Source organism: Fischerella thermalis PCC 7521 (genome assembly GCF_000317225.1).
GTDB lineage: Bacteria > Cyanobacteriota > Cyanobacteriia > Cyanobacteriales > Nostocaceae > Fischerella > Fischerella thermalis.
Map to the genome: position 1 here is coordinate 220274 of NZ_AJLL01000005.1, position 21641 is coordinate 241914.

General features: G+C 40.3%; 19 protein-coding genes and 3 pseudogenes. 15 read left to right on the forward strand and 7 right to left on the reverse strand.

Annotated elements, in window-relative coordinates:
* The first annotated feature begins 39 nt into the window (after positions 1–39).
* The 4 genes from UYK_RS0101060 (at position 40) to UYK_RS0101075 (ending at position 5117) form a co-directional block, all read left to right on the forward strand.
* On the forward strand, positions 40–576 hold the full coding sequence (locus UYK_RS0101060; protein WP_016870748.1) for a PDDEXK-like family protein: 537 nt from the start codon (positions 40–42) through the stop codon (positions 574–576).
* Between the two features lie 84 nt (positions 577–660).
* Complete coding sequence (locus tag UYK_RS0101065; RefSeq protein ID WP_009455243.1) at positions 661–1368, forward strand: chorismate lyase; 708 nt, start codon at positions 661–663, stop codon at positions 1366–1368.
* A gap of 959 nt (positions 1369–2327) precedes the next feature.
* Positions 2328–4055, forward strand: coding sequence for a DUF3352 domain-containing protein (locus tag UYK_RS0101070; protein ID WP_009455244.1), 1728 nt, complete (start codon positions 2328–2330; stop codon positions 4053–4055).
* A gap of 153 nt (positions 4056–4208) precedes the next feature.
* On the forward strand, positions 4209–5117 hold the full coding sequence (locus UYK_RS0101075) for an alpha/beta fold hydrolase (protein WP_009455245.1): 909 nt from the start codon (positions 4209–4211) through the stop codon (positions 5115–5117).
* A gap of 178 nt (positions 5118–5295) precedes the next feature.
* Here the strand turns inward: UYK_RS0101075 and UYK_RS0101080 are convergent, their stop codons facing one another.
* The 3 genes and pseudogenes from UYK_RS0101080 to UYK_RS27640 form a co-directional block, all read right to left on the reverse strand.
* Positions 5296–6207, reverse strand: a complete 912-nt coding sequence (locus UYK_RS0101080; protein ID WP_009455246.1) for a branched-chain amino acid transaminase — start codon at positions 6205–6207, stop codon at positions 5296–5298.
* 78 nt (positions 6208–6285) lie between these two features.
* Positions 6286–6918 carry a hypothetical protein gene (locus UYK_RS0101085; protein ID WP_009455247.1) on the reverse strand — a complete coding sequence of 211 codons (633 nt, stop codon included), beginning with the start codon at positions 6916–6918 and terminating at the stop codon, positions 6286–6288.
* Positions 6919–6923: 5 nt separating this feature from the next.
* Positions 6924–7556: pseudogene (locus UYK_RS27640) on the reverse strand (ParA family protein).
* Positions 7557–7877: 321 nt separating this feature from the next.
* Here UYK_RS27640 and UYK_RS0101095 point away from each other — a divergent pair.
* Positions 7878–9341 (forward strand): YcjF family protein, encoded by a 1464-nt coding sequence (locus UYK_RS0101095; protein WP_009455249.1) that lies wholly within the window; start codon positions 7878–7880, stop codon positions 9339–9341.
* Positions 9342–9365: 24 nt separating this feature from the next.
* On the opposite strand, the gene UYK_RS0101100 is transcribed toward UYK_RS0101095, so the two are convergent.
* Entirely contained in the window at positions 9366–9527 is a 162-nt protein-coding gene (locus tag UYK_RS0101100) for a hypothetical protein (protein ID WP_009455250.1), read from the reverse strand.
* 48 nt (positions 9528–9575) lie between these two features.
* Here UYK_RS0101100 and UYK_RS24700 point away from each other — a divergent pair.
* The 5 genes and pseudogenes from UYK_RS24700 to UYK_RS0101130 form a co-directional block, all read left to right on the forward strand.
* Positions 9576–9911, forward strand: a pseudogene (locus UYK_RS24700) (DNA cytosine methyltransferase); the annotation flags it as partial.
* Positions 9912–10024: 113 nt separating this feature from the next.
* The gene (deoC, locus tag UYK_RS0101115) at positions 10025–10714 is read left to right on the forward strand and encodes a deoxyribose-phosphate aldolase (protein ID WP_009455252.1); all 690 of its coding nucleotides are present in this window, start codon (positions 10025–10027) and stop codon (positions 10712–10714) included.
* Between the two features lie 123 nt (positions 10715–10837).
* Positions 10838–11806, forward strand: coding sequence for a DNA repair protein RecO (recO, locus tag UYK_RS0101120; RefSeq protein WP_009455253.1), 969 nt, complete (start codon positions 10838–10840; stop codon positions 11804–11806).
* Positions 11793–13388 (forward strand): MFS transporter, encoded by a 1596-nt coding sequence (locus UYK_RS0101125; RefSeq protein ID WP_016870753.1) that lies wholly within the window; start codon positions 11793–11795, stop codon positions 13386–13388. The genes recO and UYK_RS0101125 overlap by 14 nt, the downstream gene beginning before the upstream one ends.
* 316 nt (positions 13389–13704) lie before the next feature.
* Positions 13705–14853, forward strand: a complete 1149-nt coding sequence (locus UYK_RS0101130; RefSeq protein WP_009455255.1) for a glycosyltransferase family 4 protein — start codon at positions 13705–13707, stop codon at positions 14851–14853.
* Between the two features lie 46 nt (positions 14854–14899).
* On the opposite strand, the gene recR is transcribed toward UYK_RS0101130, so the two are convergent.
* Complete coding sequence (gene recR / locus UYK_RS0101135) at positions 14900–15466, reverse strand: recombination mediator RecR (RefSeq protein WP_026086321.1); 567 nt, start codon at positions 15464–15466, stop codon at positions 14900–14902.
* Positions 15467–15643: 177 nt separating this feature from the next.
* Between recR and UYK_RS0101140 the strand changes: the two genes are divergently transcribed.
* On the forward strand, positions 15644–16111 hold the full coding sequence (locus UYK_RS0101140) for a hypothetical protein (RefSeq protein WP_009455257.1): 468 nt from the start codon (positions 15644–15646) through the stop codon (positions 16109–16111).
* Positions 16112–16301: 190 nt separating this feature from the next.
* On the opposite strand, the gene UYK_RS0101145 is transcribed toward UYK_RS0101140, so the two are convergent.
* Both UYK_RS0101145 and UYK_RS0101155 read right to left on the reverse strand, forming a co-directional pair.
* The gene (locus tag UYK_RS0101145) at positions 16302–16700 is read right to left on the reverse strand and encodes a hypothetical protein (protein ID WP_016870754.1); all 399 of its coding nucleotides are present in this window, start codon (positions 16698–16700) and stop codon (positions 16302–16304) included.
* Between the two features lie 662 nt (positions 16701–17362).
* Positions 17363–18283, reverse strand: coding sequence for an alpha/beta fold hydrolase (locus UYK_RS0101155; protein ID WP_009455259.1), 921 nt, complete (start codon positions 18281–18283; stop codon positions 17363–17365).
* A gap of 277 nt (positions 18284–18560) precedes the next feature.
* Between UYK_RS0101155 and UYK_RS27060 the strand changes: the two genes are divergently transcribed.
* The 4 genes and pseudogenes from UYK_RS27060 to UYK_RS0101175 all read left to right on the forward strand — a co-directional run bounded on the left by UYK_RS27060 (position 18561) and on the right by UYK_RS0101175 (position 21474).
* Positions 18561–18752 (forward strand): S-layer homology domain-containing protein, encoded by a 192-nt coding sequence (locus tag UYK_RS27060; protein WP_016870756.1) that lies wholly within the window; start codon positions 18561–18563, stop codon positions 18750–18752.
* Positions 18688–19269: pseudogene (locus tag UYK_RS23925) on the forward strand (histone deacetylase family protein); the annotation flags it as partial. The gene UYK_RS27060 and the pseudogene UYK_RS23925, both read left to right, overlap by 65 nt.
* 153 nt (positions 19270–19422) lie before the next feature.
* Positions 19423–20559: a glutamate--cysteine ligase gene (gene gshA, locus UYK_RS0101170; protein WP_009455261.1), complete on the forward strand. Its 1137-nt coding sequence runs from the start codon at positions 19423–19425 to the stop codon at positions 20557–20559.
* 453 nt (positions 20560–21012) lie between these two features.
* Positions 21013–21474: a tRNA (cytidine(34)-2'-O)-methyltransferase gene (locus UYK_RS0101175; protein WP_009455262.1), complete on the forward strand. Its 462-nt coding sequence runs from the start codon at positions 21013–21015 to the stop codon at positions 21472–21474.
* Positions 21475–21641: the final 167 nt, after the last annotated feature.

Consider the following 21641-nt stretch of genomic DNA (forward strand, 5'->3'; position numbering starts at 1 on the left):
TAACTAAATACGAACCCCTAAGCACTGTGAAGTGATATTATGATTACCTCATTTGAGGGTTCGTTTTTGTTACATCACACTAAAAACAAGGGTGATATTGCTGCTACAAAAGCAATAGCAGACTTAACCTTGAACAGAGTAGTAAACAGAACTATTTGGGTAGACAAAAAAGGTATTCACCAGAAAAAGTACCAAGTAGGTGACTTTGATTATTATGCTGTTTATTTACCTGACATAGACAAAGTAGTGTATCCCTCAGTTAATTTTAGTGGTTGCTACATAACTACCAAAGTACCTAATTCTGCAACACCTTTTTACTGGTGGGAAGACTTTATAGATTTTACAGAAGATGCGCCAAAGCGAACTTACAAAGAATTTGGAGTTGATTTAACAACTAGAAAAGTTAACCTAGACTCAAGAATTCACACCAGAAAAGTAGAAAGACCATCAAAAGCAGAACTGCAAGAATTGGTGTGGGAAAAACCAACAACACAAATAGCCAAAGACTTTGGTGTGTCTGATAAGGCGGTAGAAAAATGGTGTAAGGTTTATGCATTAATAATCACTAACCACTAAATAATCCTTAATTTCCCTGCCCTTGTCTTGGGTAGGAAGATTTTTTATGCTTTCATATAAATAGGTGAAGTTTTGTAAAGAACATTGACTGCTACTTTTACACCGACAAACAACTTAACATTGCCGACGGGGTGGCATCGTCTCACTCCGATATGGCAAGGTGGGGAGGAAGTGATTCAACAAGGTTTGCCACACGCCCAACTAGCACCGGCTTGGCAACTGTTACTTTTAGGTGATGGCTCCCCGACCAGACACTTACAATTACTCACAGGCGAACCAACAGAAGTGGATGTCATTGACATGTCATTGGTTGGTATGGATTTAGACGGTGCTCCTGACTTAATCAAGGCTGTACCGGGGCCAAGACTACGACGGCAGGTATGGCTACGTACTGCCTCAGGGCAAAGGTTAGCATATGCCACTTCATGGTGGGAAGCCTCTCATGTGGATGAGTACTTACAAAATCGTTCATTACCCATTTGGGCAAGTTTAGCTCGTCTCCGCACAGAGTTGTATCGAGATGTGCAGGGGATTTACTATGGTTACTCAGATGGACTGGAATCTGGCTTTGATGAGGAGGGGCCTTTTTGGGGACGTCATTACTTGTTTTGGCATCACGGGCAACCTTTAACCCTAATTTATGAAGTCTTCTCGCCTTATCTAACAAAATACTTGGGAGCGATGCAACTATTGCAACAAGGTGGAGAAAAACAGGTAGAAGGAGAAGCTAATAATTTAGAATCGCCAGAAGCAAGTAAAAATCAAGAGGTCTTTAATTTTAATGAACCCTGACATTCTCAGAGAGCAAGTCGAGTACTACCGTCAATGTGCTTGAGAATACGACGAGGGCTTTTTGCCAGATGTTTAAGCAGGCGCTAAAGCCTGATAGTTGTGTCTTTTTTGTAGATAGCGGTAATAGGTAATGGGAAAAACCAATGACCAACACCGAAGCATTATATTGTAAGCAATTAGCCGAACTTGATATTACTTAACCTAAATACTCTGGAAATTTATTTCTTGGTGGACGAAAAAGTAGGTGCAAGGTCTAAGTAGAGAAGGCTTTGCAAAAATTGGATTGGTCTGGTAGCATTTACCGGACAGCAAACTACTTTCTTTACGGTTTGGTTTATTGAATGATCGCAGTTGAGTCAAATTGTCAGACTGTGTAAGAAATCAAATATTCTTTTACTCTCAATATCACAATAAACTACAAAAGTGACTATGGTTGATGCAACTGCATTTGTAACCGTACCATTATTTTTAAATAAAATAATCAAAAAAATTATATTTTATTAACTACACAATTTTTGATATTTAAGCAATTACAGTTGCGGTAATTAGTGGCCAGATTGTCAATTTTGCTACTTACTTATAGAAGATTAATTTAATTTCCAATCAATAAAACAAAAAATCATCAATCATTCGTGAGAGACAACATCATCTGACTTCCTAAACAGTAGAACTTACGCATAACTTACGAATCCTTGGCGTTCTTGGCGTCTTGGTGGTTAGCTTCATTAAACTTTTTGGCTGAAATATTGTGATTCTCACAAATTAGATAGGATTGCTATACAATGCACAAACTATAATGGCAATTTTGGAAAAAAATGGTAACTTATTACCGAAGTATATTTCAGACTCTAAAGCCAAAAAATAAATGTAATTAACATCTTCAATGCTGAGAAAACCTTTTGGTTTACTTTGCCAACAAAGCAAGTAAAGAGCTCCCTAATAATGAGGTATTTGGTTCAATGGCGCTGCCTGTTGTGTCTGTTTCGATGAAAAAAAAGAAACCATCTCTAGTACTAACACTCTCATCTGCTGGAATATTAATTGCTGGTGGTATGACAGCATACTGGCTGTTAACCCAAGGACAATTATTGTCTCGAGATTTACCAGTAGGTGCAAATATCATTCCCCAGGATGCACTGTTTGCAGTTTCTCTGAGTACAGATCGCGCTCAATGGCAGAAATTAAGAGAGTTTGGCACAAAAGAAACTCAAATCGAACTGGATAAAAATTTAGTGCAGTTGCGCGATCGCTTCCTCACCAATAACGGTTACGATTTTCAAAAAGATATTAGTCCTTGGGTTGGCGAACAAGTAACAATAGCAATTCTATCCCCAGAAGCAATTAAACCTGCATCTAAGCCTGTGGCAACCGATGGTAATACTACTGTCAATCAAAGGTCTACAGTGGTAGTACTACCAATTAAAAATCCCGAGCAAGCGAAAAAAGTTTTAGCACAACCTAAAAATCCAAAAGCAGGCCAATGGATTGATCGTACCTATGAAGGAATTGCCATCAAAGAAACTAACTCCGCATCGGGAGAAAATTTATCAGCAGCAGTCATAGATCAGCAGTTCTTGGTAATTACAGATAACCCTAAAACCACAGAACGTGCGATTCAAGCATATAAAAATAAAACATCCCTGGCGACAACTGCGGGTTTTACGGATAACTTTCCTAAAATTGCTACCTCTCAAGCTTTTGCTCAATTCTATGTAAATATACCTGTCTCTGCTAAAATCGCTGCTGCATCTGGTAATCATCATTTGCCTGCTCAAGTTCTAGCACAATTACAAAATAACCAAGGTTTAGCTGGAAGCATTTCCTTAGAGTCACAAGGAATACGGATTAAAGGTATTTCCTGGCTTAATCCCAACAGTCAACGTACACTCAGGGTAGAAAACAAAGCCGGAAAGATGCCAAACCTTGTCCCACCAGAAACTTTGATGATGCTTTCTGGCGGTAATTTAAGGCAATTGTGGTCAGACTATGTTTCTACATCCCAGGGAAACCCACTCTCACCTATTCCACCAGAACAGCTAAAAGCAGGTTTCAAATCTTTCACTAATCTTGATTTCGAGCAAGATTTACTGAGTTGGATGGGTAATGAATTTTCAGTCTCAGTCATTCCCAGTAGACCCCGGGACAGTTTATCAGATAATTTCCGTGCCTCTTTAGTATTCATGGTACAGGCGAGCGATCGCACCCGTGCGGAAACATCTCTCAAAAAACTTGATGAAGTGATGAAAACTCAATACCAATTCCAGATTCAACAGACATCAGTAGCAGGTAAACCTGTTGTCAATTGGTTTGGACCTTTGGGAACTCTAACCGCTACCCATGGTTGGTTAGATGCAGATGTGGCTTTCTTTGCACTTGGCGCTCCTGTCAGCGATAAGATAATTCCTAAACTCAACAATACCCTAGCAAATACTCCACTATTTCAACAAACAGTCCCTTCAGAACCCAATCCTACCAATGGCCAGTTTTTCTTAGATGTGGAACGCACAGTTCAAAACTTTCCTCTACCGACTTTACTACCAAATCAAAAAACGTTCTTAGCAGCCACACGCTCAATTGGTATCACATCTGCGGTTAATGATAGTCGTAGTAATCGCTATGACATTTTTCTCGCACTTAAAAAAGTTGAAGATGCAACCTCTTCATCTAGTCAGGAGAATAGGAAATAAGGAAATGAGGAGGTAACTACCGATCATGAACTATTTTTCTTATGATATGTTTAAAAATTGTAATGAAAACTAAGACTAGTAACTAAGAATTTGAGCAAATTCTTTGCCGAGTCCGAGTCCCCGATCCCTTATAATCTTGAATTGGAGGTGGAGATGATTCAGTCTGAGTCCCAATCAGGGATTGAAATTGCTGCAATTAGGCAACTTACAGAATCTACCTCCGTGACTCTGGCTCAAAGTATAAAACAAATTGCGATCGCTACTCCCTTAAGTACTCAACCAATTGTCACAACTTATGTGCAAAAGGGTAATAGTGGGACGCCGTTACTATTAATTCATGGCTTTGACAGTTCCGTCCTAGAATATCGCCGTTTGCTGCCATTAGTGGCAGAAAAGCATCAAACTTGGGCAATAGATTTGTTAGGCTTTGGGTTTACAAATCGCCCGACAGGAATAAGGTTTAGTACAGCAGAAATTAAAACCCATCTTTATCATTTTTGGAAAACCTTGATTAATCAACCGATGATTTTAGTCGGTGCTTCAATGGGGGGGGCGGCGGCGATTGATTTTACACTCACCTATCCAGAAATAGTTAAAAAATTAGTATTAATTGATAGTGCTGGTTTGATAGGTAGTTCGCCGTTAGCTAAATATATGTTTCCGCCGTTTGATTATTTAGCGGCTCAATTTTTGCGTAATCCTAGAGTACGTCAAAGTATTAGTCGTGCTGCATATAAAAATAAAAGCTTAGCGACGATAGATGCTCAGCTGTGTGCAGCTTTGCATTTAGAATGTCCTAATTGGCAACAAGCTTTAATTGCCTTTACTAAAAGTGGTGGTTACACAGCCTTTAGATTTAAAAAATTGGGAGAAATTCAGCAACCAACACTGATTTTATGGGGTGATTCTGATCGGATTTTAGGTACTAAAGATGCTAAAAGATTTAATAGAGCGATTCCTAATAGTCAGTTAATTTGGATTCAAGATTGTGGACATATCCCTCATTTAGAGCAACCGCAAATTACGGCACAGCATATTTTGGAATTTAGTGAAAAAGATTGATATTTGAGAGGAGAAATATTTATTTAAGTTAGTACCTAGCCTTGGCAATTATAAATCACAGCTATACCAAATAAATCTGCCGAAGCAGATTAACTCAAAATCAAGGATTTTAAAACCACTTCGTAGATTTTGTTTGTGTAGCTGTGATTTATATTACAAGAGAGCAAGATAGAGTTGATTATATAGAAATTGGATATACCCAATCACGATAATCAGGGTCTCTATTCTCTGTAATTGCTGTTAGTTTTTCTCTCAGTTTTTCAGCGATGGGTCGATGTTCTGGTAAGTAATAATTTTCAATTCTGTTGACTGGTACAACCTTAGCTGCTGTACCGCATAGAAATACTTCATCAGCAATTAAAAGTTCAGATTTATCTACAGGACGTTCCACCACTGGGATACCAAAGTCTTGAGCTATTTTGATCACACTATCGCGGGTAATTCCCTCTAAAATATCCTGTTCAAATCCAGGGGTAATTATTTTTCCGTTTCTCACAATAAAAATGTTCATACCAGAGGCTTCACTCACTTTCCCCTGGGAATTCATTAAGATTGCTTCATCAAACCCAGATTCAACAGCTTCTGTTTTAGCAAGGGAAGAAGTAATATAGGCGGCGCTAATTTTTCCTCGCAATGGAAAGCTAATGTCTTCTTGTCTGCACCACGAACTAATGCGACAACTGACTCCTTCGGGAGATAAATAATCTCCTAGTTCTAATCCATAAATAGCAAAACTTTTATCTATATTATGCAGCCTGGGGGCAATGCCTAAATCAGAAGTGAAGACAAAGGGGCGAATATAGAAAGAAGTAGTGGGTTGATTTTTTTTTACAAATTCGATTATGGCTGTTTTGATTTTTTCAGCTGAGATATCGTAGTGTATGAACTTTCCACTTTGACTTAACCTTTGGCAGTGACGGTCTAATCTAAATAATAAAACTTGTGTAGGGTCTTGGGGATCAGGAATACCTCGCATTCCACCAAAAGCGAGAGTTCCATAATGTAATGCGTGAGTAGCAATGGAAATTGTTGCTTCTTGAAAAGGTACGATTTTATCCTGGAAGTAAGCAAAAGGTAAGAAATTGTACATGAGAGATCTGACAAAATATCTATTGAACTATGGATTTTAGATTTGAGATCTATATTAGCTATCTCAAATCTCAATTTTTTAATCAAGCAACCACATTTGATTAGAATTATCTGCGGGTTCGGTGGGTGTTTGAGGTGGTAGTTTTTCTGGTGTAGGTGTGCGGTATGATTTTCTGTAAGTTAATGCTTTGGGAATTGCTTTTTCCTTTTTAGGATTATTCAAATTATTAATCTCTTCTGTAAGCTGAGAATTTGCCTGTGCCAGTTGTACAGCAGCTTGCTTGGCTTCGTCAAGTTCTGTTGTTAAGCGTTCGACTAATTTATCTTTTTCAGATAAGACCGATTGTAACTCACTAATTCGGGATTGGAGATTTTTTTGATTTTGCTGTGTTTCTGCAACAGAAGCCTGTAATTGCTTTATGAGTGTATTTTTTTCAGATAAGGATGACTGTAAATTACTAAGTTGCTGTCGGAGGTTTGCTTCGTTTTGACGTGTTTGTTCTAGGGATGTTTGCAACTGATTGATAGTAATTTCTAAATCAGCTTTAGTTGGATTTGTACGTTTATTTTTAGCAGTTGATTCTTCTGTAGTTGGGGTGGTTTCCTCTGTTACTTCCTCAGCAGCAACATCAATAATAGATTCTACTTCTGGTGATGATATTTTATGTGCTTCTTCTTGTAATACATCGGCAACCCGTTTTCTAGTAGCCATGATTTCTATTTTCTCCAGTCACGTTGTAATTCTTCTGCTACGCGGCGGTAGTCTGATTCTGCTTCTTTGGCATTTTTGCCTCGCCATTGAGTAATTGCTACACCCTCTAGTGCTGCTCGTTCGTGAGCTTTGTAAGTACGGATAAAAGCATTACAAACTGGAATACCCAATTTTATCAGTGTATTTTGTGCTTCTAATGTTTCCCCTAAACTACGTGTATCTACTTTAGTTAAAAGCACCCGATGGGCAATTTACAAAGGAGTGACTGCTTGACTAACTGTATCAATTAGAACAGCTAAGTCCATCGGTGCTGGCGGTGTGGGCAAAACTAAATAGTCTGCGATCGCTACTACCGCTTTCAAGCTTGTAGAGTGTAACGCTGGAGGCGTATCGACTACCACTAAATCGTATCCTTCTATCTTACGCAAACCACCTAAATATTTGGGATCTGTCACTTGAGATAGATCAAATCCCATGCTGTTTTGACTACGCCTATACCACCAACTAGCAGAACCTTGAACATCTGCATCTACCAGAAGAACTTTTTGTGCTTCTGCAAAAGTCGCAGCCAGGTTAACTGCGGTAGTGGTTTTCCCAACTCCCCCTTTACCGTTGAGGATAGCAATAATTCTCGGCACAGATTAATTTACGATGCTCTCTCTCTTCACCTGAATATACCGCGTTGTGTGACACCCAGAGTAGAACTGTCTTGAAAATGGGTATGGGGGTGAACAAATTTTCATTGCCAACCTCGGTTATGGAGTGTGTAGACGCACCTTCTTCGGCTTAAGGTAAGGGTGGGGTGTGTAGACAAGCGGTGGACTCTTTTCCCGGTATCAAGAAAGAGCCGTGCGCTCATAGGCTTTGCGTAAGAGTGGAGTAGTAAACTACCACTAACTACTAACCACTAACTTTTGATCTATTCTGGAGTAGAAATAATCCAAAAAGCGCGGTGAATCATGGTTGTGAAGTTGCAGCGACCAATACTAGTAGGAGGACTTGGACTATCGTTCTCCCTCTGGATTTTACAAAGTTGGCACGATTCGATCATCCAACTAGGAGAATATAGTGTTCTAAGTCTTTTATTGGTTGGTGGTGGTTTGTTGTTTTTAAAGCAAAATCGCACTAAACAGGATTCCCATGTACTTGATAGTTTACCTGTGGATCGAGAAACTGTAGAAAGTGCGATCGCCAAAGCTGAAACTGTAATAAATCATTTAGCAGGGGAAGCTGAAAATCATCATGCCTTAGCAGCATTAAGAGAAAAAATTCCCCAGTTGTACTCTGAGTTAGACAGGGAAGAAATTCACCTAGCTGTGACTGGTGGTAAGTCGGTGGGTAAAACCACCTTAATAGAAGTACTAAAATCTCACTGGTGTCCACAACTACAAAAAACAGTCTGTTTACAAGAAACACCGTCTTTATTTGCAGACGCTGGTGAAAAATCAGATGCAGCTGCATTAACACAAGCAAAAGCAACTGATTTTATTCTGTTCCTGACAAACGGTGATTTGACAGATACAGAATTTCAAACCATCCAGCAACTACAAGCAGAAAAACACCACCTGATGCTGGTTTTCAATAAACAAGATCAGTATTTGGTAGATGAACGTGCCAGTATATTGCTGTCTTTAAAACAGCGAATGCAGTCTCATGTTGTAGCAACCTCAGCCTCTCCCCTACCTGTGAAAGTGCGCAAGCACAACGATGATGGTTCTGTGCAAGAGTGGATGGAACAACCAGCGCCAGAAATTCAGCAACTGACGCAGCAACTAGGTGAGACTTTAGCACAGCAAGGGCAACAATTGGTATGGGCAACTACGATGAGAAAAGCACTGTTGCTCAAAGCTGAAGCGAAAAATTACTTAAATGGGGTAAGATGCGATCGCGCTCACCCAGTGATTGAACAATATCAGTGGATAGCTGCGGCGGCTGCTTTTGCTAACCCAGTTCCCGCCTTAGATATTTTGGCAACTACGGCAATCAATGTCCAAATGATCGTAGATTTGGGTAATATCTATCAGCAGAAATTCTCCCTCGAACAGGCAAAAACTATAGCCGGAGAAATGGGAAGCTTGATGCTAAAACTAGGCTTAGTTGAACTTTCTAGTAAAGTGATTGGTACTGTTCTCAAGAGTCACGCTATCACCTACGTTGCTGGTGGTGCAGTGCAGGGTGTAAGTGCAGCTTATCTCACGCGGTTGGCTGGACTTAGCTTGATAGAATATTTCCAACAGCAAGAAGTAGCAGTAAATTCTGCCACTGGGTTTAATGTTGAGAAACTGGGGCAAACTTTGCAAAAGGTATTTCAACAGAACCAACAAGTGGTATTTTGGCAGGGGTTTGTGAAGCAAGGCGTGAAGCGTTTGTTACCAGAAGTTGCTGAGGGTGAACTTGTTGGTGCTGAGAAAGCGGTGGGTTAATTTCACCAGAAGTTAATAACTTGATTAGAAACCATCCATACCAATTTCAGAGTCAGCGACTACCAATTCAGGAGTAGTCGCTGCTTGTTTATCAATCAGTTCCATTAAGGCATTATTGCAAAGTTCTGCAATCTCTGGATCTTTATTGGCATACCATTCGAGTGATGTCACAATAGTAAGGATCACTGATGTCAATGAATTATATCTTTCAACTAATTTCTAATTCATTACCTGAGTATTGATGAAGGCGACGATTCTAAAAAATCTTATAAACGTCTACACAGATGGCGTTATTCTCCTACTGCTTGCTATGGCAATAATGAAGTACATTTACATCCTTATAAAGTCCGGCGAATTTCTGTAGCAGAAGCTTTAGCAATACAATCTTTACCTGCTAGCTTTATACTTCCAGAAAATATGTCATTAACTAATATGTTTAAAACTATTGGCAATGGCGCGCCTTATTTAGCATCAAAAGCTTTAGCTCAAACTATTCTGGAGTTTTTCGCCTACATAAAACAAGTACGATTGTCAACAGTAGAGATAGAATTAGCTGTGTCTGTTATATAGTTAACGCAAAACTGTACTAGTTTTTCTATAAAGTAATAAGAATTGTAGACTTATTTATTAAAATAGTATTAAAGTTTTATAAATTTTTATAATCAATCATTGGTAAACAAGCGATGGCAGCAGAATATCCAGACAACGATATTGATATTGCGCCATATATAGACCACACTCTGCTAATACCAACAGCGACTCCGGATCTTATTGAGCAATGGTGTGAAGAAGCTCAAAGGTTTCACTTTGCAGGGGTTTGTGTCAATCCCAGCTATGTACGCCTTGCGGCCGAATTACTGCATAATAAGATGCCGAAAATCTGTACAGTCATAGGTTTTCCTACTGGGGCGACGACTTCAGCCGTGAAATTGTACGAAGCTCAAGAGGCAGTGGAAAATGGTGCTAATGAATTAGATGTAGTAATTAATTTGGGTTGGTTGAAAGCTGGTAAAACTGATGAGGTGCATCGAGAAATTGCTGAGATTTGCGAAGAAACAGGGCAAATAGTTAAGGTAATAATAGAAACCAACCTACTGACGGATGCCGAGAAAAGGCTAGCTACGGAAATATGTATGGATGCGGGGGCTGCTTTCATTAAAACCTGTACAGGTTGGAATGGAGGTGCAACAGTAGCCGATGTGCGACTTCTCAAGGAGGTTGCACGGGAAAGAGTTGGAATTAAAGCTTCGGGGGGAATTCGCACAATTGACCAAGCCCTAGATTTAATTCTGGCGGGCGCTACTAGATTAGGAACATCTTATAGTGTCGATTTACTAAGACAGCGCGATACGCTGGAAAAGAGTAGTCATTAGTCATTAGGTCATTAGTCATTAGTCATTGGTTATTAGTCAATGGTCATTGATTAATAATTACTAGTTGTGGCAAATGACAAGAGACAAAGGACAAATGGCAAAAGACATAATGACAAAGGACAAATGAGTAGAACTTATAAGGCTACTGGTATTAATCTTAAAGCTCAGGCTTTTGGCGAATCAGACCGCCTCGTGACCGTTTTGACACAAGAATTTGGTCTAATTCGTGTAATTGCCCCTGGTTCTCGCAAACACAACTCCAGCTTGGGTGGTAGGAGTGGAATGTTTGTTGTAAATGAATTGTTGATTGCCAAGGGGCGATCGCTAGATAAAATTACACAAGCTCAAACTGTAAAATCTTACCCAGGTCTGGCTCAGGACTTGGTAAAGCTAGTTGCTAGCCAATACTTAGCGGAAATCGCACTATGTCAGGCTTTAAGCGAACACCCCCAACCAGAATTATATGAGTTACTAAATGAACATCTAGAACGACTCGAAAATTTACCTAGCACAGCATCCAGCGTTGTAGCTCATCTGACACATGGACTATTTCAGCTTTTGGCTTTGGCTGGATTGACACCACAAGTACAAATTTGTTGTTTAACTGGACGCACCTTGAAACCAGATTTTCAAGATCCCCACTGGCGAGTTGGATTCAGCGTCAGTGCTGGTGGAACTGTTTGTTTAGCAGCTTGGGAACGCTTGAAGAAGCAGGGGGAAGTGGAGAAGGCGCGATGGGGAGACGGGCAAAAAGATTTCACCCTACCACCCCATCATCCCACCACCCCTAATCCCCACTCCCGCAACGCAGTGGACGTCCCGAGTCACCCATCACAGAAGAACCAAGCCTACGAAACCATCAACCATCACCAAGAAATACCAGCACTTTCTAAGCGCTTGGATGCTGAAGAATTGTCTATACTCCAGCAGCTGTCGCAATCAGAGATAATGCTAGATGCAGCTGAAAAAAATAGCTGGTTATCTGTTGAGCAAATTTTACGTCAGTATGCTCAGTATCATTTTGGTCGTCCTATTCGTTCTGCTGCCTTGATTGATTCTTATTTTGCTGCTAACCATGATGCAATCGTCTGATTTGAATACAAGAATCCTGCTAATATCGCCAAGCCATGTCAAAAAACACAATAGAACATCAACCCCAAAATTACTAAATCACCTGAGTGCGGTTCGCGATACTACATCCAACCAAATTCATTATCAAGAAATGTCTGCAAAAGACGTTTCTCAAGACGATCAAAATTGTACATCGGCAGCACCCCTAACCGATGTGTCAACGGAAACTAACTCCAATGAACCAAATGCATCTGTATCAGAAAAGTCAGATGCAGAAAAAAAACCTGTAGACACACAAGCAATTGCAAATAATGCCCAGGAATACGGATTTTGGCCAGTATTGAAAAACCCTAATTTTTTAGCTCTTTGGGGTGGTCAAGTTTTCTGTCAACTGGCAGATAAAGTATATTTGGTGCTGATGATTGCCTTGATCAATACTCATTTTCAGACAGGCGCACAAACTATTAGTGCTTGGGTGTCAGCACTGATGATAACTTTTACTATACCAGCTGTATTGTTTGGTTCCCTAGCAGGTGCATTTGTAGACCGTTGGTCGAAAAAGATGGTACTGGTTGGAACAAATATTTGGCGCGGTATCCTAGTTTTGATCATTCCCTCACTACTTTGGTTAACTCAGGATTGGCAACCGATCGCAATGTTACCTGTGGGTTTTGTGATCATTTTAGGCATAACTTTTTTGGTCTCGACACTGACGCAGTTTTTTGCACCAGCCGAACAAGCAGCAATTCCCTTAGTTGTAAAAGAAAAGGATTTACTCTCAGCTAATTCTCTTTACACCACCACCATGATGGCGTCGGTGATTATTGGGTTCGCCATTGGTGAACCACTGTTAGCAGCAGCCGATCGCTTGTGGTTACTCCTTGGTGGTAGCGACGGACTTGGAAAAGAAATAGTTGTGGGTGGTAGTTATGCGATCGCTGGATTAATTTTGTTATTACTAATAACTAACGAAAAACCCCACCCACCCACAAAGGAATCTCCACACGTTTTTGCCGATCTGCGGGATGGTCTGCGTTATTTGGGGAAAAATCACCGCCTCCGCAACGCTCTGATTCAATTAATTATCTTATTTTCTGTATTTGCAGCTTTAACAGTTCTTGCTGTCCGCATGGCAGAAGTAATTCCTAACTTAAAACCAGAACAATTCGGCTTTTTATTAGCATCCGGTGGTGTTGGAATTGCGCTGGGAGCAGTAATGCTAGGTCAATTTGGGCAACGCTTCTCCTATACTCAGTTAAGTCTTATTGGCTGTGTTGGTATGGTTGCATCCCTAATTGGTCTATCAGTATTTACACAACAGTTATGGGCAGTTTTGCCATTAGTAATGTCTTTAGGTATTTTTGGGGCATTAGTAGGTATACCCATGCAAACGGCTATTCAAACAGAAACACCCATAGAAATGCGGGGAAAAGTTTTTGGCTTACAGAATAATGTCATTAATATTGCCCTAACTTTACCCTTGGCATTAGCAGGCGTAGCAGAAACCTTCGTTGGGTTACAAGTAGTATTCTTTGGATTGGCAGCGATCGTTTTCTTAGGTGGTTTATTAAACTGGTATATTTCCTTTTCTAGTAGAGATTAATACTTTTGTGTTAAGCTTATATGCATAATAAAATCTTGGATACCAGTAGCTAGGGATCAAGTCTACATAAGCTAGGCGCAACTTTGGCGTCTAGTTGGTCTGTATTGATTTTGTCCTAAAAGAGCGACTTATAAATAAAACAAATAAATATAATCATATTTAAATAAAAAACATAAAATTTTGTATGTTAAGTGGGTACTGGCTGTGATTTATGATTAATCAACAAGCCAAAAACAGTAAAAACCAAAAAACATCAGAATAATGGTAAAAAGCTGATAAATTAAACCCGCTTTCCTAATAAATAATAAATTAAAGAATGCGTATAGCTTGGATTGGAAAAAAATCGCCCTTTTGTGGCAATGTTACCTACAGTCGAGAGATCACAAATGCTTTACTAGAGCAGGGACACCAAGTTAGTTTCCTGCATTTTGCTCAAGAACAATCCAAACTTGACAATTGGCCAAATTGTCAAGAGGTACCTTTACCTTTCATTTATAAGTCGCAGGTTTATACTATTCCCACCTTTAGAGCGACTAAGGTCCTGACTCAATCGCTGAAGCGAATTAAACCAGATATAGTTCATGCTTCCCTCACCTTATCTCCCCTAGACTTTGTTTTGCCGGAAATTTGTGAGGAGTTAAACTTACCACTAGTTGCTACTTTCCACACACCGTTTGCAGGTAAAGGAGCCAAGCTGGTTTCAGGAACCCAACTTTTGGCCTATCAACTCTACGCGCCTTTTTTGGGCAATTACCATCGCGTGATTGTATTTTCCCAAATACAGCGCGAATTATTAGCACGTATGGGTGTACCGTCAGAAAATATTGCCGTTATTCCCAATGGCGTGGATGTTAATAAATATTCTCCTGGTATTTCTCAAGTTAAAGCAGAATTTGATGCCGATCGCTTGTTTGTCTACCAGGGAAGGTTAGCTCCAGAAAAAAACGTTGAAGCTCTGCTGCGCGCTTGGAAGCAAGCAGAAATGGCCCCAGGAAGCAAGTTACTGATCGTCGGTGATGGTCCCCTCAAGTCTTCTTTGGAACCTTTTTATAACTCTGATAATGGCATTCACTGGTTAGGTTTTGTCGCTGATGAAAATCGACGCATAGAGATTCTACGGAGTGCAGATGTATATATTTTACCTTCCTTAGTAGAGGGTTTATCTTTGTCATTATTAGAAGCTATGGCTTGTGGAGTCGCTTGTTTAGCCACTGATGTTGGAGCCGATGGAGAAGTGCTAGAAAAGGGAGCAGGTGTAATTCTTAATCCTAAATCAGTACGACCCCAACTGAGAACCTTGCTACCATTATTCCAAGACCACCCTGAGTTAACAGCTTTACTGGGGCAAAAAGCTAGAAAGCGAGTATTAGAACGCTACACTCTTAGCACTAATATTGCTCAGTTAGAACTGTTATATGAAGAAGTGGTGCAACAACAAAGTCTACAGCTAACTCGAGGAGCTTGAGCAAATCAGTTATCAGTGAATATTATCAAACTGATAACTGATAAACCTAATCTAACTCTCGCCGCCCTTCCAAGGCCCGCGCTAGCGTCACCTCGTCAGCATACTCTAAATCGCCACCCACAGGTAAACCAAAAGCAATGCGCGTCACCTTGGTAAATGGCTTGAGTAACTGACCGACGTACAGTGTCGTTGTCTCTCCTTCTACACTCGGACTAATTGCCAATATTACTTCTTTGGGTTTTTGTTGACTGACACGCCGCACTAAAGGTTGGACTGTCAATTGTTCTGGTCCAATACCATCAATTGGGGAAATTACTCCACCTAAAACATGATACTTACCTTTGTACTCTCTAGTTTTTTCTAAAGCAATTACATCGCGGGAGTCTGCCACTATACAAATAGTACTGTTGTCACGACTGGGGTTGCGACAAATTTCACAAACAGGTTCAGCCGAAAGATGAAAGCATTCTTTACACAAACCAATTTGCTTTTTGGCTTCGATTAAAGCTTGTGCTAAAGCTTCAACTTCTGCTTCCGGACGCTTCAAAATGTGCAACGCAAGCCTTTGGGCAGTTTTTGGGCCTACTCCCGGTAAGCGTTGTAATTGTTCAATTAGCCGTGCTAAAGGACGTGCGTAAACCGTGATTTTATCTCCAGTATGTTAGTACCATAACTATAATGGCATTTTTAAAGAATTTTGAGTAAATCTAAATCCGAATTAGGAAATCTCCCAGATGAGCGTGTAGCTTTACGACAAGCACGCAGAGATAACTAACAGAGGAGATTAATTATGACAGCTCAGGTTTGTGAGAGAATTAACTTCTATGGCGAAATAATACCAATGTCGTTTTGTATTCCATTGCCTGAGCAAAATCCAGTGATGAAGTTAAATGAGCAAGATATAAATATAGGTAACGATCATCCCTTGGTATTCTCAACTGCTTACTGGCGGCTACCTATCGGGACTTGGAAAATCAACAAAGGTCAATTATATCTTGTAGATATATTTGGTCTTTACAAAATGCTTGGCAAAACTCCCACTCGTGCTAAATGGTTCAGTGGGGTGATCAAAATTCCTCAAGGGAAACTTCTTCATCATCGTGGCGTGGGCTTTGGTTCTCTATACGAGCAAGAGATTTATGTAAAAATTAAAAAGGGAAAAGTTATTCACTCAGGTGTTATTGATAACCCGCGACTCCCTTACAATAGCCCTACTGAAAGTGAAAACTTATACGATGATGGCGATAATGGATGGTAATTAGTTCGCCTATTTATGACTGGAATCTACACTGATTTTACACAGTGCAGATTTCAATATTCACACGATAGAGACGTAGCATTGCTACGTCTCTACAAAATGTAGACAAACACAATTCATGACCAAATTCAGCAACGCCTGAAAATTTGATGTGCGATCGCACATTTTAATTACTAGTTTCAACAGACACTTAGCGTCGCACTTGTTTAGCAGCCTCTTTACCTGCGTCTACGGCGCTATTTTTTGCTTGCTCACCAATTTTCTTCGCACCTTCTACATAACCAGAACCAAAATCTCTAAAGGCTTCTGCTGAATCTTCCCCAATTCTTTTGATTCTTTCAACAGGATTACCTTTGACTTCCTCAGCTTCTTTCTGCCACTCGCCTACTGTTCTTGGTCTTTGGGTATCATTCAAGTGGGCGCGATCGCGAACTTCTTTACCTAAAGCCTTGTTATCACCAGGAGTAACATAGGTATTGGTGGTTAAGAGGAGAACACCAAGCATCACAACAGCCAAAAAACGCTTGACCTGGAGTCCCTTCAACAAAGAACTGACACGAGCGAGCGTATTAGAAATCAAATTGATCATGAGTATACCCCGTGAGTTAATTTTTCATAGTTTTGAGATAGCTATCATTGGCTCACTCCAAAATAGACTAACCTCTTTGGAAACCGAACTTAGTTTCTAAGTACAATTAGCCTCATAGATTAAAGTTATAGGTTAGTAGAGAAATTCGATAAAAACCAACCTAATTTCTGAACCAAGACAGTTTTTTGAACACAAATACAAGACTAACTGTAAAAAAACAATTATCCCTCTAACGAAAGTCAGAGCTTGATTCTGAAAAATGATGGCTATTCTAATTCTGAATGAATATTTACTTTGTCCCAATCTCTGCAAACATATCATCCAGAGTTTGAATTTTTATATCTTTTAGGTAAAATTTGCGCTTTTTACTGGAGATAGAAATAGCAACCATCCAGTCCCAATGAAAAAATTCACGAACCTTGCCATGATAAAACCTCACCCCGTCCTCTCCGCCAGTTCACCAGAGGGACTGGAGGTACAGCAGATTTCATCTGAGTAAGGTACAGGAGAACCCCTCCCTAACCCTCCCCGAAAATGGAGAAGATTAGGGAGAGTGTACTCCATCTACATGTCAATTGGGGAAGTTCAGATTTAACCCACTTCAGCGGGTTAAAAAATTTATAATAGTCAGCTAAAGGCTGACTAAAGATTAAGCTCCAACTTTAGTTAAGGGCGCTATAATCAGTGAATACAGAATCCTGTAACCACTGCACAATCTGGGAATTCACCACATCAGGCACTTCATCGTGGGGACAATGCCCAGCACCAGGTATGGGAACAATTTTGATATCTTTACCATTATCCCGCGCTTGCTCGTAAATTTTCGCACCAGTAATTGGTGTCCAAGGATCGTCAGCACCCCAAATTACTAGCAGAGGATGTTGGACTTTCGGCAATAATTCCGCCGGAGTCGGACCAGGAGGTGCTGTGAGGATGGAAGCAAAGACTTTTTGCGCTCCTGGATCGCAAGATGGTGTATAAAGCATATCTACTAATTCATCCGTAACAGCTTGGCGATCGCGATAAACTTGGTAGAGAGTCCGGCGAATTTGATGTTTTTGCCGAATGCGATTAAATACGAAACTCCCGGTAATTGGATGACCAACTAATTTATTAAAAACAGACATCACAACTCGTAGCGGTGGGTTCAATTCGTGGGGACGATGACTCAAACCCCCCGCAGAGTTAATCAACACCCCACCTGCAACAATTTCTGGATGTTCGGCTAATACCATCAAGCTTAAGAGTGCGCCGATAGAGTTACCAATAAATACAGCGGGTTGGTTAATATGGGCTATCCAAAAATCTTTAAGTAGTTCTACCCAGACTTCCACTGTGTAATCAATAGGCGCTTTCTCTGAACCACCAAAGCCCAATAAATCAAGGGCAAATACTTGGTAGCCAGCATCGGCTAAAACTGGGATATTTTTTCGCCAGTGGCCAATACAAGCACCAAAGCCGTGTACTAAAACCAAGGGCTTGCCTGTACCCAGGACAGTATACTGAATTTTGTAACCTTGCCAAGTCCAAAGGTGTTTTTCAAAAGTAGCTGTGGTTGGTAGCTGCTGTGTGTTTACAGTCATTATGAAGATTCGTAAAGCATTCTCTTTATATAGTAATTTTCTCAGACTTCACAGATTTAAGGAAAACAAAGCGATCGCCTCTTGACCTGAAGCAAGAGTTAAGAGTGCTTTTTATATCTTAAATTAAGACGTGATTTTACTTAAAGAAAAATTTTCAACTGTTAGTTTTATTTGTAGCTTGGGATAAATACGCAAAGGTTTATATAACCCATAAATTTTTACCCTATAAAACGGTGTGAGATGAGATACAAACATTGCTGAGTTAGCAGCGTTAGAAATGATCGAAGGTTTTCCCGATGGTACTTTTCGTGCCGATGAACAACTGACTCACGCCCAATTTGCAGCGATGATTAATCAAGCCTTTAACAAAGTAAAAGTTCGCAGCGCAACTGCATTTAACTCTTTCGCGTCCTCCACAGAAATTAATAGAGTTAGTCCATACACCAGAATATGTTCAAGCTTACTATGAAGGAACCTTGGATTTAAAAGCTCAACGGCGTATTGGTTTACCTTGGAGTCCAGCGCTAGTAAATCGTACCTGTGTAGCGGTAGGTGGTACGATCTTGACTGCCAAGTTAGCACTTAGTCACGGTTTAGCTTGCAATACTGCTGGTGGTACTCATCATGCTTTTCCCAGTTATGGTTCTGGCTTTTGCATTTTCAATGATTTAGCGATCGCCTCTCGTGTCTTGCAAAAGCTAGGACTAGTCCAAAAAATTTTGATAGTAGATTTGGATGTGCATCAAGGGGATGGAACAGCATTTATTTTTCAAGATGATCGCACTGTTTTTACTTTTTCGATGCACTGCGAAGTCAATTTTCCTGGTACAAAACAAAAGAGTGATTTGGATGTCCCGCTTCCCATTTGTATGGAAGATGATGCCTATCTACAAACTTTAGCCGCATATTTGCCAGATTTGTTGTCTGAGGTAAAGCCAGACTTGATTTTCTATGATGCAGGTGTCGATCCTCATGTCGGCGATCGCTGAGGAGTGTAGTTCATTTATTCAGTTATCAATAACTGATAACTCATAACTGTTCACTGATTCCTAACCACTAACTCCTCCTACGGAGGCGATGCAAAAAAGCGTCTCATTGGATACAATTTAAGAGTAAGGAGAGCCGAGGAGAAAAATAAGGTGCTATTAAAAGGCTTTGAGATAGAAATGTACACAGGTACACCTGATGGTGAAATCGTCGGTCTCTCTGACAAGATTACTACGTCTTTGGATGGATATGTACGAGAGCCTGATAGCAGGAATGTAGAGTATATTACTGTACCTAGTCGTAATTATGACCAATTATTGTGTGCCATCCTACGTCCCCGCCTGAAGTTGCGCGAGTACCTTCAGCAATTGGGCAATTATACCCTTATTCCTGGTAGCACGTTGTCTTTAGGTGGTAGCGATCGCTTTGTTCGTTCTGATCCCACAAATCCCTATCACACTTATATCGAGCAAACCTATGGCGCAAAAGTAGTTACGGCTAGTGTGCATATTAATATCGGCATTGATGACCCGGAACTGCTGATGCGGGCTTGTCGCCTCATCCGGGTAGAAGCACCGTTATTTCTTGCTTTGAGCGCTTCTTCTCCTTTTTTAGATGGCAAAGCCACAGGTTTTCATTCTACCCGCTGGCGTGTATTCCCACAAACCCCTGCCCATGTGCCGTTATTTACCAGCCATGCTGATCATATTCAATGGGTAGAACAACAGCTAGCCGCAGGAACAATGCAAAATGTTCGGCATTTGTGGGTATCGGTAAGACCAAATGGCGATCACCGTCCTTATGATTTAAATCGGCTGGAATTGCGAATTTGCGATTTAGTGACAGATCCCATATCTTTATTAGCAATTACTGCTTTACTAGAAGCACGTCTGTTACAGCTCATTGAAAATCCCCATCTTGATCCTTTAACTCTAAGTACTTTTTCTCCTGAAGAACTCATCTCCTTGACTGCTAACAACGAAATAGCTGCGGCTACTTCTAGCCTTGATGCCCAACTGTTGCATTGGCAAGATGGCAGAAAAATCACTGCTAGAGATTGGATTGCTGAACTTTATCAGGAAGTTTGGTCGCTTGCTAAGCAAAACGGCTTCAGTTGTTTCCTTTCACCTCTACAGAAAATTCTCCGTGAAGGTAATGAAGCCCAACAATGGTTACAGCTATATGCTGTTGGTTTCAGCGCTCAAAGCACAATTATTCAGGCTATTCGTGCTGTACGAGAACGTGAAGTAGAACTAGAAGATAAATTATGTGCCTCCCTTGCTGCTTGAGCAATCAGCTTTAGCAGAAAATAGAGAATAGACAACAGGCGATAGAGACATGCCGATAATTAAAATTGGGGGATTTGAACAGGATGTTTCAAATTTTTCTCTTTCACCTGGATCAATTAAAGTAAAAGGCTTGTACCCTCGTCTTTGAGGGGCTGATTCTTACTCCTATTACCCATTTTCCCTTCCCCTTTAATTCCACTAGGGGAGTTGACGCCCCATCCTCTATCTGTAGGAAATGGCATCTGTCTTTGGGAATAAAATTCATTCTCTCAAAAATAACCCCATACTTACTCTCAGAACAGATTTTGGGAGTATCCTTTGCTTTGTTTTAAATTTCTAATCAATTGTGGTAGGTTGAAAAATATTAACAAAAGCTATAAGTCGCGTCTATCAATAGGTAGATCTAAACTTTTTGATACTTTACTTTTAAAGATACTGTAAAGCCACCCGAAAATGCCTCAGGTAGTTCTAGTTAATCCCCTCATACCACCCAATACAGGTAATATTGCTCGTACTTGTGCTGCAACAGGTACAGAACTACACTTGGTTGGTCCCTTAGGATTTGAAATTAGCGATCGCTATCTTAAAAGAGCCGGTCTAGATTACTGGCCCTATGTCAAACTGCATTATCACGAATCTCTAGAAGCATTTAAAACCTTACATGAGCAACGAGGAGGAAGACGGCTAGGCTTCAGTGTACGCGGTAATTATAACTATGCTAGCTTTCAATATCGAGTTGATGATTGGCTCTTGTTTGGCAGTGAGACTACAGGTTTGCCGCCAGAAGTTATTAGCAGTTGTGATGCCACTGTTTACATTCCCATGAGCCAACCCAAAGTTCGCAGTTTGAATCTTTCTGTGAGTGTGGCAGTAGCTTTATTTGAAGCGCATCGTCAGTTGGGTTATTTAGAATGAATCACAGAATACACAATGTATAAAAGTTTACTTTTTGAGTAAAAATACTTGAAAATTAACAAAAAATTAATCTTTAGTTCATAAATTTTTAGAGAAAACCCTATAGCTACCTTTGTAAAAAAGTCAAATCCTATACTAATTTCTTGAAAACTCGGCAAACTCACAGT

Bases quoted from the DNA above. Each gene is read 5' to 3' on its own strand.
- UYK_RS0101140 (WP_009455257.1), top strand. From the start codon at position 15,644: ATGACAGCTCAGGTTTGTGAGAGAATTAACTTCTATGGCGAAATAATA.
- UYK_RS0101080 (WP_009455246.1), bottom strand. From the start codon at position 6,207: ATGTACAATTTCTTACCTTTTGCTTACTTCCAGGATAAAATCGTACCT.
- UYK_RS0101125 (WP_016870753.1), top strand. From the start codon at position 11,793: ATGCAATCGTCTGATTTGAATACAAGAATCCTGCTAATATCGCCAAGC.
- UYK_RS0101145 (WP_016870754.1), bottom strand. From the start codon at position 16,700: ATGATCAATTTGATTTCTAATACGCTCGCTCGTGTCAGTTCTTTGTTG.
- UYK_RS0101060 (WP_016870748.1), top strand. From the start codon at position 40: ATGATTACCTCATTTGAGGGTTCGTTTTTGTTACATCACACTAAAAAC.
- UYK_RS0101175 (WP_009455262.1), top strand. From the start codon at position 21,013: ATGCCTCAGGTAGTTCTAGTTAATCCCCTCATACCACCCAATACAGGT.
- recO (WP_009455253.1), top strand. From the start codon at position 10,838: ATGAGTAGAACTTATAAGGCTACTGGTATTAATCTTAAAGCTCAGGCT.
- UYK_RS0101085 (WP_009455247.1), bottom strand. From the start codon at position 6,918: ATGGCTACTAGAAAACGGGTTGCCGATGTATTACAAGAAGAAGCACAT.
- UYK_RS0101070 (WP_009455244.1), top strand. From the start codon at position 2,328: ATGGCGCTGCCTGTTGTGTCTGTTTCGATGAAAAAAAAGAAACCATCT.
- UYK_RS27060 (WP_016870756.1), top strand. From the start codon at position 18,561: ATGATCGAAGGTTTTCCCGATGGTACTTTTCGTGCCGATGAACAACTG.
- UYK_RS0101155 (WP_009455259.1), bottom strand. From the start codon at position 18,283: ATGACTGTAAACACACAGCAGCTACCAACCACAGCTACTTTTGAAAAA.
- deoC (WP_009455252.1), top strand. From the start codon at position 10,025: ATGGCAGCAGAATATCCAGACAACGATATTGATATTGCGCCATATATA.
- UYK_RS0101130 (WP_009455255.1), top strand. From the start codon at position 13,705: ATGCGTATAGCTTGGATTGGAAAAAAATCGCCCTTTTGTGGCAATGTT.
- UYK_RS0101095 (WP_009455249.1), top strand. From the start codon at position 7,878: ATGGTTGTGAAGTTGCAGCGACCAATACTAGTAGGAGGACTTGGACTA.
- UYK_RS0101075 (WP_009455245.1), top strand. From the start codon at position 4,209: ATGATTCAGTCTGAGTCCCAATCAGGGATTGAAATTGCTGCAATTAGG.